The organism is Streptomyces sp. NPDC004134 (genome assembly GCF_042874195.1).
Classification (GTDB): Bacteria; Actinomycetota; Actinomycetes; order Streptomycetales; family Streptomycetaceae; genus Streptomyces.
This window is the reverse complement of sequence record NZ_JBIAMS010000029.1, coordinates 78209-90998: the sequence shown is the minus strand read 5'-3', so window position 1 is coordinate 90998 and position 12790 is coordinate 78209. Positions and strand designations below refer to the sequence as shown.

General features: G+C 74.5%; 11 protein-coding genes and 1 riboswitch. Of the genes, 5 read left to right on the top strand and 6 right to left on the bottom strand.

Features of this window, described 5'->3' with window-relative positions:
• Positions 1 to 19 precede the first annotated feature (19 nt).
• Positions 20 to 1087, top strand: coding sequence for an anthranilate phosphoribosyltransferase (gene trpD, locus ACFYVJ_RS29375; protein ID WP_388897713.1), 1068 nt, complete (start codon positions 20 to 22; stop codon positions 1085 to 1087).
• Between the two features lie 113 nt (positions 1088 to 1200).
• Positions 1201 to 1318: riboswitch (SAM riboswitch) on the top strand.
• A 215-nt stretch (positions 1319 to 1533) separates the two neighbouring features.
• Entirely contained in the window at positions 1534 to 2910 is a 1377-nt protein-coding gene (locus ACFYVJ_RS29370; protein WP_388897711.1) for an aminotransferase class V-fold PLP-dependent enzyme, read from the top strand.
• 18 nt (positions 2911 to 2928) lie between these two features.
• On the opposite strand, the gene ACFYVJ_RS29365 is transcribed toward ACFYVJ_RS29370, so the two are convergent.
• The 6 genes from ACFYVJ_RS29365 to ACFYVJ_RS29340 form a co-directional block, all read right to left on the bottom strand.
• A complete protein-coding gene (locus ACFYVJ_RS29365; RefSeq protein ID WP_388897708.1) occupies positions 2929 to 4113 on the bottom strand; it encodes a glycerate kinase in 1185 nt (394 codons plus the stop codon).
• Between the two features lie 56 nt (positions 4114 to 4169).
• Positions 4170 to 5594, bottom strand: a complete 1425-nt coding sequence (locus tag ACFYVJ_RS29360) for an SLC13 family permease (RefSeq protein ID WP_388897705.1) — start codon at positions 5592 to 5594, stop codon at positions 4170 to 4172.
• Between the two features lie 90 nt (positions 5595 to 5684).
• Positions 5685 to 6377: a response regulator transcription factor gene (locus ACFYVJ_RS29355; RefSeq protein ID WP_388897702.1), complete on the bottom strand. Its 693-nt coding sequence runs from the start codon at positions 6375 to 6377 to the stop codon at positions 5685 to 5687.
• Entirely contained in the window at positions 6377 to 7789 is a 1413-nt protein-coding gene (locus tag ACFYVJ_RS29350; protein ID WP_388897699.1) for a sensor histidine kinase, read from the bottom strand. The genes ACFYVJ_RS29355 and ACFYVJ_RS29350 overlap by 1 nt, the downstream gene beginning before the upstream one ends.
• 3 nt (positions 7790 to 7792) lie before the next feature.
• Complete coding sequence (locus ACFYVJ_RS29345) at positions 7793 to 8140, bottom strand: hypothetical protein (protein ID WP_388897696.1); 348 nt, start codon at positions 8138 to 8140, stop codon at positions 7793 to 7795.
• A gap of 87 nt (positions 8141 to 8227) precedes the next feature.
• A complete protein-coding gene (locus tag ACFYVJ_RS29340) occupies positions 8228 to 8509 on the bottom strand; it encodes an Lrp/AsnC family transcriptional regulator (RefSeq protein WP_047015320.1) in 282 nt (93 codons plus the stop codon).
• Positions 8510 to 8687: 178 nt separating this feature from the next.
• On the opposite strand from ACFYVJ_RS29340, the gene ACFYVJ_RS29335 reads away from it, so the two are divergent.
• From ACFYVJ_RS29335 to ACFYVJ_RS29325, 3 genes are all read left to right on the top strand, one after another.
• Positions 8688 to 10046, top strand: coding sequence for an NYN domain-containing protein (locus tag ACFYVJ_RS29335; RefSeq protein WP_388897693.1), 1359 nt, complete (start codon positions 8688 to 8690; stop codon positions 10044 to 10046).
• A gap of 306 nt (positions 10047 to 10352) precedes the next feature.
• The gene (locus ACFYVJ_RS29330; protein ID WP_388897690.1) at positions 10353 to 11375 is read left to right on the top strand and encodes an NlpC/P60 family protein; all 1023 of its coding nucleotides are present in this window, start codon (positions 10353 to 10355) and stop codon (positions 11373 to 11375) included.
• A gap of 212 nt (positions 11376 to 11587) precedes the next feature.
• The gene (locus ACFYVJ_RS29325; protein WP_388897687.1) at positions 11588 to 12634 is read left to right on the top strand and encodes an NlpC/P60 family protein; all 1047 of its coding nucleotides are present in this window, start codon (positions 11588 to 11590) and stop codon (positions 12632 to 12634) included.
• Positions 12635 to 12790 lie beyond the last annotated feature (156 nt).

Sequence of the window (12790 nt, the reverse complement as noted above, 5' to 3'; positions counted from 1 at the left end):
GACCCCGGGACGGTGTGCCATGAGCGTGCAGACGGCAGCAGGAGGCGACAGCACGGCGGCGCGTTCCTGGCCGGATGTCATCAGCGCGCTGATCGCCGGGCAGGACCTGGGCGCCGAGGACACCGCCTGGGCCATGGACCAGATCATGTCGGGCACCGCGAGCAACGCGCAGATCGCCGGGTTCGCGGTCGCCCTGCGCGCCAAGGGCGAGACGGTCGCGGAGATCTCCGGGCTCGTGCGCACGATGTACGAGCACGCCAACACCATCGCCGTGCCGGGCGCGACCGTGGACGTCGTCGGCACCGGCGGCGACCGGGCCCGTACGGTCAACATCTCCACCATGTCCGCGATCGTCGTCGCCGGGACCGGCGCGAAGGTCGTCAAGCACGGCAACCGGGCCGCGTCCTCCGCCTCCGGCGCCTCCGACGTGCTGGAGAAGCTGGGGGTCAACCTCGACCTGGCGCCCGCGCGGGTCGCCGAGGTCGCGGAGGAGGCGGGCATCACGTTCTGCTTCGCGGTCAAGTTCCACCCCGCGATGCGGCACGTCGCGCAGACCCGCAAGGAGCTGGGGGTCAGCACCCCGTTCAACTTCCTCGGCCCGCTCACCAACCCGGCCCGGGTCGGCGCGCAGGCCACCGGCGTCGCGGACGCCCGGATGGCGCCGATCATGGCCGGGGTGCTGGCCGAGCGCGGCACCTCGGCGCTCGTCTTCCGCGGCGACGACGGTCTCGACGAGCTGACGACGACGGCCACCTCCCAGGTGTGGACCGTGCGCGGCGGGGCGGTGCGGCAGGAGCGCTTCGACCCGCGGGACGTGGGCATCGAGCTGGTGCCGGTGGAGGCGCTGCGGGGCGCGGACGCCTCGTACAACGCCGATGTCGCCCGCCGGCTGCTGGCCGGCGAGACCGGCCCGGTGCGCGACGCGGTGCTGCTGAACGCGGCGGCGGCGCTCACGGCCCTGGACACCGACGCGGACGGTCCGCTGCCGGACCGGATCGCGGCGGGCATCGTACGGGCCGCGGAGTCGATCGACTCCGGCTCCGCGCTGCGGGCGCTGGAGCGCTGGGTCGCGGCCAGCAACCGCTGAGGCGGGGGCGGGGGTCTTCCGGTACGGGCGACCCCCGCCGAAATCCTGATGGTTGCGGACAGTCCGGGCAACCGGGTTGCGCCGCGGCTCTCCGGTGCGCATACTCCTGACCAGGTCACGAGCGACAGCGATCAAGGCCCCGGCCCGCTGTCCGGCAACCCTCCGTCCGTGGCGGGGTGCCCCGGGTGATGACCGGGCCGCAGGCAGCGAGGTCTGCGGCAAGCGCGGACCCCTCGCGAATCCAGGGGTCCTGGTCGGCCGAGGGAGTACCGCCGTGAGCAAGCGAATGCGCTAGGGGCCTTTCCGCCCCGCCGCCGCTGCGCGCGTCTTTCCACCGGGCTTCCCCGGCCCCCACCGGGTTTCCGCCGGGCTGCGCGCGCGTCTTCTTCCGGGCCGTACGGGCCCGTCACCCCGCACATCTCGACGCCTGCTCACGGGAGTTCCGCATGTCCGCGTCCACGCTCACCCCCGCCTGTCTGCCCGTCCTCGGCCGGGACGTCCGCGCCCCGCTCGTCACCGGCGGCGACGCCGAGTTCGCGGCCCTGGACTACGCCGCCAGCGCTCCCGCGCTCCAGCGCGTCTGGGACGACGTCGCCGCCTACGCGCCGTACTACGGCAGCGTGCACCGCGGCGCCGGCTACCTCTCCCAACTCTCCACCGAGCTCTTCGAGTCCAGCCGCGCGACGATCGCCGGGTTCCTCGGCTGCCGCCCCGGCGACCAAGTCGTCTTCACCCGCTCGACCACCGACTCGCTCAACCTGCTGGCGACCGCGCTGCCGCCGGGCACCGAGGTCTACGTCTTCGAGACCGAGCACCACGCCGCGCTGCTGCCCTGGCAGCACGACGGGTCCGCCGCCGGCCGGGTCACCGTGCTCGCCGCGCCCGGCAGCCCCGAGCAGGCCGTGGCGGCGCTGGACTCGGCGCTCGCCGCGCGGGTCGGCGACGGCCCGGCGCTGGTGTGCGTCACGGGCGCCTCGAACGTCACCGGCGAGCTGTGGCCCGTACGGGAGCTGACCGCGACGGCGCACCGGCACGGGGCGCGGCTGGCCCTGGACGCGGCGCAGTTGGCGCCGCACCACCCGGTGGACGTGGCCGGGCTGGGCGTGGACTGGGTGGCCTTCTCCGGGCACAAGCTGTACGCGCCCTTCGGCGCCGGCGTCCTCGCCGGACGGGCGGACTGGCTCCAGGCCGCGCCGCCGTACCTCGCGGGCGGCGGCGCCAGCCGGCGGGTGCTGCGCGCGGCGGACGGGGGAGTGGCCGTCGAGTGGCAGACGACGGCGGCCCGGCACGAGGCGGGGTCGCCGAACGTCATCGGCGCGTACGCGATCGCGTCGGCGTGCAAGGCGCTGACGGAGGCCGGGTTCGGCGAACTGGTGGCGCGGGAGCGGGCGCTGGTGGCGCGGGTGCTCGAAGGGCTCGCGGCGCTGCCGGGGGTGCGGGTGCTGTCGCTGTTCGGCGCGGACGCGGCGCGGGTCGGGGTGATCTCGTTCGTGGTCGAGGGATGGAGCAGCTCGCATCTGGCGGCGGCGCTGTCGGCGGAGCACGGGATCGGGGTGCGCGACGGGCTGTTCTGCGCGCACCCGCTGGTGCGGGCGCTGCTCGGCGAGGCGGGGGAGTCGGCCGAGTGCGGGGGCGGCGCGGGGGACGGGGAGCGGCCGCTGAACGCGGTGCGGGTGAGCTTCGGGGCGGGGACGCCGGACGAGCACGTGGACCGGTTCCTGGCGGCGCTGGGGTCGCTGGTGCGCGACGGGGCGCGGTGGTCGTACCGCACGGTGGACGGCCGCTGCGTCCCCGCCTCCGGCGCGGCGCCCGCGGTGGCCTGAGCCCGGCGGGGGCCGCGGCTACCTCGTGTTGCCGGTCCCGGCGGGCCGCCCGGCAAGCGCGCTGCCGATCAGCACCATGCGCAGCGTCCGTTCGGCCGCGTCCGCCAGGAACTCCCGGGCCCGCAGCAGCGCTTCGGGCAGCGCCATCGGGCCGGGGATGATGGTCCCGTAGGCGTCGACGCCCGTGCCGTGGACCTCCTCCGCGCCCTCGCCGATCGTGCCGGCGAGGGCCAGGACCGGGCGGCCGTGGAGCTTGGCGCGGCGCGCCACCTCCGCGGGCACCTTGCCGCGCGGGGTCTGGTGGTCGAGGGCGCCCTCCGCGGTGATGACGAGGTCGGCGGCGGCCAGCCGGGCGTCGAGGTCGAGGTGGCCGAGGAGCACCTCGAAGCGCGGCAGGAGGCGGGCGCCGACCGCGGCGAGGCCCGCGCCGAGGCCGCCGGACGCCCCGGTGCCCGCGCCCAGGCGCAGGTCCGTGCCGGGGACCGGGAGGTCGCGGGTGAGGACGTCGGCCCAGCGGCCGAGGGCGGCGGACAGCTCCTCGACCTGCTGCGGGGAGGCGCCCTTCTGCGGGCCGAAGACGCGGGCGACGCCGCGGGGGCCGCAGAGCACGTTGTACGGGTTGCAGGCCACCAGCAACTCCGTCCCGGCGAGCCGGGGGTCGAGCCCCGCGGTGTCGACGCGCGCGAGGCGGGCGAGGGCGGCGCCGCCGGGGGCGAGGTCGCGGCCTTCCGCGTCGAGGAGCCGGGCGCCCAGGGCCGTCAGGGCGCCGGCGCCGCCGTCGGACGTGCCGGAGTCGCCGCAGCCGACGATGATGCGGCGCACCCCGTGGTCGAGCGCGGCGCGGATCAGCTCGCCGACCCCGTACGTCGTGGTGCCGCCCGGGTCGCGCCGCGGGCGCGGCACCAGCGCGAGGCCCGCGACGGCCGCCATCTCCACCACCGCGGTGGTGCCGTCGCCGAGGAGCGCGAAGTGGCTCTCCAGCCGGTCGCCGAGCGGTCCGGTGGCGGGGTACGGGACGAGCCGCCCGCGGGTCGCGGCGGCCAGCGCCTGCGCCGTACCCTCGCCGCCGTCGACGAGCGGGATCAGGTCGACGGCGGCGTCCGGCAGCACCCGGCCCACGCCTTCGGCGATGGCCTCGGCGGCGGCCTCGGCGGACAGGGACTCCTTGAAGCCGCTGGGGGCGATGACCACGCGGTCGAGCATGAGGTCTCCTGAGGGTCGGAGGGAGGTACGGGGATCGGCGGCCGGCGAGCGGCGGTTCAGCCGTCGAGGACGGGCACGCCGAGCAGCGGCCAGACCGCGAGGGCGAAGAGCAGCACCAGCGCCGCGGTCAGCGGGGCCAGCACCGCGGCCGTGCGCAGCAGGTCCCGCGGCGTGTACGTCGTCACGCCCGGTATGTCGGAGAAGAGGGCGACGGGCTTGGCGGACGCCGGCAGCGTCTGGCAGAAGCCGGCCGCCGCGGTGGACGCCAGCGCGGCGGCCACCGGGTTGACCCCGGCGGCCAGCGCCGCGGCGATGACCAGCGGGACGAGCACGCTGGAGCGCGCGGAGCGGGACTGCAGCACGAGATGCGCGGCGGTGCTCACGGCGACCACCGCGGCGAGGAACGCCCAGCCCGGCACGGAGGAGCCGCCGGGAAGCCCGGAGACCAGCCACGCGGCGGCCTCCGACTCCGACAGCGCGATGCCCATCGCCATCGTCGCCGCCATGAACAGCAGCAGCGACCACGGCACCGTGCGCAGCGCGTCCTTCAGCCGTACGGTCCCTATCGCCGGCGACGCCGCGACCACCGCGCCGATCAGCGCCACCACCGCCGGCGGCACCCGGTGCAGCGGCTCGCTGCACCACAGCACCACCACCGTGCCCAGCAGCAGCGCGCAGCGCGCCTCGGCCTGCGACAGCGGCCCGGTGACCGGCTGTTCTGTGTGCTCCTGGATCTGCTCCGCGGTCAGGTGCACCGGGCCCTTGCGGTCCGCGCGCTTCGTCATCGTCAGCAGCACCACCTCGGCGGCGAGATGGGCGGTGGCGACCGCCAGCGGCAGCCCGAGCAGCAGCCACTCGGTGAAGCCGATCTGCTCCCCGGTCGCCTCCCACAGCACGGACACCGTGATCAGGTGCGCCCCGGCGCCGATGAGGGTCGCCACCGCGGAGAGCAGGATGACGGTGGGGAAGAGCAGCGCCAGCATCACCACCAGCCGCTTCCGCTCGCCCAGCGCCTTGGCCAGGGCGAGGAACACCGGCAGCGCGAGCGCCGCCCGGCCGGAGGTGGCCGGCACGGCGAAGGCCGTGACGACGAGCGCCGCCGTCGTCAGGTGCACCAACTGCCGTACGGAGCGCGCCCCGGTGACCAGGAACACCGCCGCCCGGCCCGCGAGGCCCGTACCCGCCACCGCGGCGGCGAGCACGAACGCGCAGATCAGCAGCCACACCGTCTCGTCGCCCAGGGTGCCGAACAGCGTCTCGCTGTCCAGCACCCCGGTGACGACGAGCGCGAGCCCCGCGCCCAGCGCGATGAACGTGTCGTCGATCGGCGTGCCGATCCAGGCGCAGGTCGCCAGGGCGAACACGGCGAGCGTCAGGCGCCCGTCGGCCGTCAGCCCCGGGGCGTTGCCCGGGACGGCTAGCAGGGCGCAGATGCTGAGGGCCACGCACAACGTCGCGGTCTGGCGCAGGGAGAGGCTCACGGGAAAGAGCCTCCGCGGCGGCCGTGAGCCTCCGATGAGCCGAAGATTAAGGAGATTTCACCTTTTACCCGGGCGTCACCCGAACGAGTGTCAGTGCGACAGCTCGGGTTCATCCGGCCGACGGGCCGGCAGCCGGTAGCCCATGCCGCGTACGGTCTCCACCCGCTCGGCGCCCATCTTCTTGCGCAGCGCGCGCACGTACACGTCCACGATGTTGGAGCCCGGGTCGAAGTCGTAGCCCCACACGTGGGACAGGATCTGCTCGCGCGAGAGCACCTGGCCGGCGTGGCGCAGGAAGAGTTCGAGGAGCACGAACTCCCGGGCCGTCAGGTCCACCATGCGCCCGCCGGCCTGCGCCCGGCGCGTGCGCAGGTCGAGCGAGAGGTCGCCGCTGCGCAGCACCGTCACCTCGGGCGCCCGCGCGGCGGTACGCAGCCGCAGCCGCACCCGGGCGAGCAGCTCCTCGAACCGGAACGGCTTGGTCATGTAGTCGTCGGCGCCGCCTTCGAGGCCCGCGACGGTGTCGGTGACCGACGCCCGCGCGGTGAGCACGATCACCGGCACCGTCGAGCGCGCCTCGCGCAGTTGGCGCAGCACGGTGAAGCCGTCCCGTCCCGGCAGCCCGATGTCGAGGACGACCAGGTCGAAGCCGCCGGTCAGGGCGAACTCGAACGCGGTGTCGCCGTCCGCGGCGACGGTGGTGGTGAAGCCGTTGGCGCGCAGCCCCTTCTCCACGAAGGAGGCGATGCGTTCCTCGTCCTCGGCGATGAGAATCCGGTTCATCACAGACCCTCCTGAAGGATCAGGGTAAAGGTGGCCCCGCCGCCTTCGGTGGGGCTGAGTTCGACATGGCCGCGGTGGCCTTCCGCGATGGCCTTGACGATGGCCAGGCCCAGGCCCGCGCCGCCGCCGCGGGAGCCGCGGCGCGCGGTGCCGCGGCGGAAGCGTTCGAAGATGAGGTCGGCGTCCTGCGGCGGGATGCCGGGGCCGCTGTCGGCGACGTACAGCTCGACGTGCCCCTCCGCGGTCCGCGAGCCGATCCGGATGCGCCCGCCGGGCGCGGTGTGCTGCACCGCGTTCTGGGCGAGCTGCACCATGGCCTGCGTGACGCGCTGCGGGTCGAGGCGCATCTCGCCCTCGGCGACCTCGCTCAGCTCCCAGTCCCGCTCGCCCAGCGTCCTGGCCTTGACGAACACGTCCGCGGTCAGCTCCGCCAACTGCACCGGCTCCGGCTCGACGAAGTCCGGCCGCTCGGCCTTGGCGAGCAGCAGCAGGTCCTCCACGATCCGGGTCATCCGGTCCAGTTCGTCGGTGACCAGCCGCAGCGTCTCCTCGCGCTCCGCCGGGTCCTCGCCCATCAGCTCCAGGTGGCCGCGCACGATGGTGATGGGCGTACGCAGCTCGTGTCCGGCGTCGTCGACGAACTCCCGCTGGGCGGCGAACGCCCGCTCCAGCCGGTCCAGCATGGCGTTGAACGTCGCCGCGAGCGCCGCCGTCTCGTCCCGGTCCGCCCGCCCGCGCACCGGGATCCGCCGGGTCAGGTCCTGCTCCGTCAACTGCGCGGCGGTCTGTCCCACCAGCCGTACGGGCGCCAGGATGCGGCCCGCCACCGCCCAGCCGATGGCGCAGACGACCACCAGCGCCATGGCCGAGATCATCAGCATGATGACGAACACATCGCTCACCTGCTCGCGTTCGCGCTCGGTGTGGATGGCGACGACGAACGCCGCCGCGTCCGGCTCCTCCTTCGCGCCGATGCCGACCTTGGCCCAGCGCACCTCGCCCGAGGGCCGGTCGAGGGAGCCCGTACGGTCGCCGGACTCGAAGATCGCCCGGCGGCCCGCCCCGTCGTTCTCCAGCGGCTGGGACATCGTCAGATCCCGCGGCTGGACGAGCTGCTTCGGCCCGTCGCGCTGGCGCACCAGGCCCAGCAACTCCTCGTCCGGGTCGGCGTACTGCCGCTCCAGGAAGACCGTCAGCAGCCGTTCCGGGTCGGTGAAGGGGCGGCTCGTCTCGGGGTCCACGCCCCGCTCGTAGAGGCTGGCGAACTCCCGCGTCTCCTGTGCCAGCAGCCGGTCGACCCGGTGCTCCAGGTCGCGCAGCAGGATGGAGCGGGTGGTACCGGCGACGGCGGCGAGGGCTGCCGTCATCACCACCAGCAGCAGCAGGAGGATGCGGGCACGCGCGGAGATCATCGATCAGTCGTCGAGCTCATCGTCGTCGTTGCCGCCGCCGGAGTCGTCCCCGGTGTCGTCCGCGTCGTCGTCGCCGCTCGCGGTGCCCGACGGATCTGCCGAGGGGCCGTCGCGCACCGGCGGCGGCGAGACCGTCTGCTTGCCCGGCTCGTCGCCCGGCGACGTACCGGTCGACGTGCCGGTCGACGGCGAGGTGGACTCCGGCGGGGAGGACGAGCCGCCCTCCATCTCCACCCGCGCGGGCGGACTGGGATCCTCCGGGTCGTCGGTCAGGGCGTAACTGGTCGCGGCGACGCCCAGCGGGATCGCCACCACGGCGGTCAGTGCGGCCATGCGCTTCGAGAAAGCCATGCGTCCGAGGCTGCGGCCGGCGGGTGCCGCCCAGCGTGAAGGACGGATGAGAGATTCTTCATCTACGGCCCCGAGCGCACACCGGCGCTACTCCTCCAGGCCGATGGCGAACGCGGCTTCGAGGTCGTGCTGCGAGTACGTACGGAAGGAGATGTGCGTCTCGGTCCCCGCCACGCCCGGGACCTTGCTGATCCGGCCCGGGATCACGTCGGCCAGATCGTCGTGGCGCGCCACCCGGACGATGGCGATCAGGTCATGCGCCCCCGTGACCGAGTACACCTCGCTGACCCCGTCGATCGCGGCGATCGACTCCGCGATCTCGGGAATGCGGTCCACGTCGGTGTTGATCAGAACGATCGCAGTGATCATGTGTTCGCTCTCCCTCTCGGACCCGCGTGCGGCGCTCACTCTATCTGTCTGCCTAAGACCTCGCTCCAGGTCGTAGGGTGGGGGCACGGCCTGCGACGACGGTCGGTGCGCCGGGCCGGCGCCGGTGCCGGAAGGACCGGCCGAAGCCGCGGGGATCGCTGAAGCGGAAGGGTGACCGGTGGTGGAGCCGAGGGAAGGCTCGGGCGTCTCCTCCGAGGAGGACGCGGCCGAGGTGCTCGACGGCCCGCTGCCCGAAGGGGTGCGCCGCCGGATCGTCACCCTGGCCGACGAGTCCTTCGGCGGCCTGACCGTCGCGGAGCTGCCGCCGCAGTTGCGGCAGTACGCCCGCTTCACCCCGTCCCGCCGCGTCAAGCTCGCCGGCAACGCCATCGCCGCCGCGCTGGAGGCCGACGCCGCCTTCCGCGACCGCATCGCCGGGCGGGCCGCGGAGCTCCAGCCCGAGCTGGCCGCCGCGCTGCGCGGCGGCAGCCCGCCGGCCGCCGCCGAGCCCGTGGACGTCGCGGCCCTTGCGTATCTGCTGCGCCCGCCCGGCTGGGTCAAGCTCATCGCCGCCGCCGGGGAGGAGGAGCAGCGTGCCGGCGCCGAGCGGGCCGGCGAGGAGGCCGCCCGCGAGCTGGCCCGGCTGCGCACGGAGCTGTCCGAGGCCCGTGCCGCCGCCCGCGGTGAGTCGGAGCGCACCCGGCACGAACTGGAGGCGCTGCGCCGCGAGAACGAGGGCCTGCACCGCCGGCTGCGCAGCGCGCTCAGCGACGTCAAGCGCGGCGAGGCCGCCGTCCGCAAGCTCCAGCAGGAGACCGCCGCGGGACGCGAGGAGGCCGCCGCCCACCTGGCCGCCGCCGAGAGCGAGGCCCGCCGGCTCCGCGCCCGCCTCAGTGAGGCCGAGTCCGGCCTGGAGGCCAGCCGCCGCGCCGCCCGCGAGGGGCGCAGCGTGGAGGACATGCGCGTACGGCTCCTCCTCGACACCGTGCTCGACGCCGCCCAGGGGCTCCGCCGCGAACTCGCCCTGCCGCCCGCCCGGATGACCCCCGCGGACACCGTGGGCGCGGTCGAGCCCGGCACGATGTCGCCGAAGGACGTGGCCGCCCGCGCCCTGTCCGCCACCGACCCGGCGCTCCTCGACCAACTGCTCGCGCTGCCGCAGGCGCACATGGTCGTCGACGGCTACAACGTCACCAAGACCGGCTACCCCACCCTCCCGCTGGAGAAGCAGCGCCTGCGGCTCCTCGGCGGCCTCGCCGGCCTCGCCGCCCAGACGGGCGCGGAGGTGACGTGCGTGTTCGACGGCGCGGAGCTGGCCGCGCCGGTGCTGCTCGCGCCGCCGCGCGGGGTGCGGGTGCTGTTCAGCAAGCCGGGCGAGACCGCGGACGAGCTGATCCGCCGGCTCGTCCGGGCCGAACCGAACGGCAGGCCCGTCGTGGTGGTCTCCGCCGACCGCGAGGTCGCCGACGGCGTCGCCGCCGCGGGCGCCAGGCCCGTATCGTCCGCGCTGCTCCTCAAGCGGCTCGCGCGGAGCTGACAACCCGGGGAAACACGGGCGAGTTCGGACAACCCTGCCGTCCCTCGCGGGTGCGGACAGTTCGCCGCTCCGAGTCCAACTCGTTGTCGAACAGTGACTACTGGCCGTGTGATGTGAGTAAAGAAACGCGCTTCGGGAGGACTTTTTTGCCGGAGGGATTTGAACGGATCACCCGTGCCTCGTTAGTGTCTGGCCCGAACCTTCGTGCTGTCGATCGCTCAACCGGGGCGACGACGAAGGTCCCGCCGGTACCGGGGCGTCCCCAAAGCCACGGTCGGGCGGCTGGAGGAAGAGGAGCTCGCCTTCGTGGCGTCCCACCGTCGACCGAAGCAGCCGAACCGGGCCAGGGTCACCGTCTTCACCGCGACCGCCGCCGCGGCCGTCGCCCTCTCCACCCAGAGCGCGCAAGCCGCCCCCGACAAGGACGACGTCAAGCGGCAGGTCGACAACCTGTACGAGGACGCCGAGCGCGCCACGGAGAAGTACAACGGCGCCAAGGAACGGCAGGACAAGCTCGAAGAGGACGTCAAGGAGCTCCAGGACAAGGCCGCCCGCGGCCAGCAGGAGCTCAACGACCTCCGCGACGGCCTCGGTTCGCTGGCCACCGCCCAGTACCGCAGCGGCAGCATCGACCCCTCCGTGCAGCTCTTCCTCTCCTCCGACCCGGACACCTACCTGGACAAGGCGTCCACGATGGACCGGGTCAGCGGCAAGCAGGCCGAGTCGCTGGAACGCATCGCCGACAAGCAGCGCAGCCTCGCGCAGCAGCGCCAGGAGGCGGGCGAGAAGCTCAAGGACCTGGAGGAGACCCGCAAGGAGCTGGGCTCCCAGAAGAAGAAGGTCCAGGACAAGCTGAGCGACGCCCGCGCGCTGCTCAACGAGCTCACCGAGGAGGAGCAGGCCGCGCTCGCCGAAGAGGAGCAGCGCGCCAGCCGCGAGGCGGAGGACCGCGTCGACCTCGGCGACGTCGCCCCCGGCTCCTCCCACGGTGCGGCCGCCCTGTCCGCGGCGCAGAGCAAGCTGGGCGCCCCGTACGTCTACGGCGCCACCGGCCCCAGCTCCTTCGACTGCTCGGGACTCACCGGCTGGGCCTTCTCGCAGGCCGGCGTCGCGCTCCCGCGCATCTCGCAGGACCAGGCCAACGTCGGCACCCGGATATCCTCGGTCAGCCAGCTCCAGCCCGGGGACCTCGTGTTCTTCTACAGCGACCTGCACCACGTGGGCATCTACGCGGGCAACGGCCAGATCATCCACGCCCCGAAGCCGGGCGCGGTCGTGCGCTACGAGGCCGTCGGGAACATGCCGTTCATGTGGGGCGCGCGCGTCTGACGCCGGCCGCGGCGTGCGCCGCGGCCGTACTGCGGCCCGCGTGGTGCACGCCGCGGTTTTCGTTACGGCCACCGTGCCGCCCGTTCGGGCGAATTGCCGACACCGCGCGTTTCGAACGTCCCGCGGGTGACCTGCGTCGGCACCCGGGCGCCGACATCGCGCCCGGGGGCGGTTCTTGGTCGGCGCGTAGTCGCGTGGTTACTGTCTGCCGCGTGTCAGCACATCGACGATCCACCCGGCCCGGCGGTGCCGGCCGGCTGCGTACCGGCGTCCTCACCGCCGCCGCGGCGGCGGCGCTGTCCGGCTCGCCCGCCGTCTTCTCCGGCCTCTCCGACGCGGCCCTGGCCGCCCCCGACGACCACGCGGAGGCCAGGGAGCGCGTACACGACCTCTACGCCCAGGCGGAGCGGGCCACGGAGAAGTACAACGCGGCCAAGGAGCGCACCGAGGAACTGCGCCGCAAGGCGGAACTCCTCCAGGACCGCGCCGCCCGCGACCTCGCCCGGATCAACCGGATGCGGACCGAACTCGGTTCGCTCGCCGGTGCGCAGTACCGTTCCGGCGGCATCGACCCGAACCTGACCCTGATCCTCTCGGAGAGCCCCGAGGGCTATCTGGAGAAGGCCGCCACCCTGGAGCGCATCGGCAACCGGCAGAGCGGCCGGCTGCGCCAACTCGTCAGCCTCCGGCGCGGGCTGGAGCAGCAGCGGGTACGGGCCGCGGACACCCTCGCGGACCTGGAGCGCGAACGCGACGCGCTGGCGGGGCACAAGCGCGAGGTCACCGACCGGCTCGCCGAGGCGCGCCGGCTCCTCAACTCGCTGCCGAAGGAGGAGCGCCCCGACCCCGGCGGCGACCGCGCCTCCCGCTCCGCCCCTGCACCCGACCTCACCCCGGCGCAGGCACCGGCCTCCGGCCGCGGCGCGCTCGCGGTGGCGGCGGCGCGGGGCGCGATCGGCACCCCGTACGTGTGGGGCGGCGCGGCCCCCGGCGGGTTCGACTGCTCGGGCCTGACGCAGTGGGCCTACGGCAGGGCCGGGGTGTCGATCCCGCGCACGTCGCAGGCGCAGCGCTACGCGGGCCGCCAGGTGCCGCTGGGCCAGGCGAAGCCGGGCGACCTGGTGACGTACCGGGCGGACGCGAGCCACGTGGCGATGTACGTCGGCGGCGGCCAGGTCGTCCACGCCCCGTACCCGGGCGCGTCGGTGCGCTACGACCCGGTGGGAATGATGCCGGTCGCGTCGGTGACGCGACCGTAGGAGGCGGGGGGCGCGGGTCCCCTCGCGCCCCCCAGACCGCTGCGTTCCCCGGCGTCCCCCTGCATCCCCCCGCGTCCCCTACATCCCTCTACGTCCCCCGCACTCCCGCCCAAGGGTAGGCCGCCCCTCTGACAACGCAGCCCCGGTCACCCGTGC

What these genes read in the sequence shown, in the direction of transcription:
- ACFYVJ_RS29345 (WP_388897696.1), bottom strand. Translation starts at nt 8,140, where the DNA reads ATGGCTTTCTCGAAGCGCATGGCCGCACTGACCGCCGTGGTGGCGATC.
- ACFYVJ_RS29355 (WP_388897702.1), bottom strand. Translation starts at nt 6,377, where the DNA reads ATGAACCGGATTCTCATCGCCGAGGACGAGGAACGCATCGCCTCCTTC.
- trpD (WP_388897713.1), top strand. Translation starts at nt 20, where the DNA reads ATGAGCGTGCAGACGGCAGCAGGAGGCGACAGCACGGCGGCGCGTTCC.
- ACFYVJ_RS29350 (WP_388897699.1), bottom strand. Translation starts at nt 7,789, where the DNA reads ATGATCTCCGCGCGTGCCCGCATCCTCCTGCTGCTGCTGGTGGTGATG.
- ACFYVJ_RS29370 (WP_388897711.1), top strand. Translation starts at nt 1,534, where the DNA reads ATGTCCGCGTCCACGCTCACCCCCGCCTGTCTGCCCGTCCTCGGCCGG.
- ACFYVJ_RS29340 (WP_047015320.1), bottom strand. Translation starts at nt 8,509, where the DNA reads ATGATCACTGCGATCGTTCTGATCAACACCGACGTGGACCGCATTCCC.
- ACFYVJ_RS29365 (WP_388897708.1), bottom strand. Translation starts at nt 4,113, where the DNA reads ATGCTCGACCGCGTGGTCATCGCCCCCAGCGGCTTCAAGGAGTCCCTG.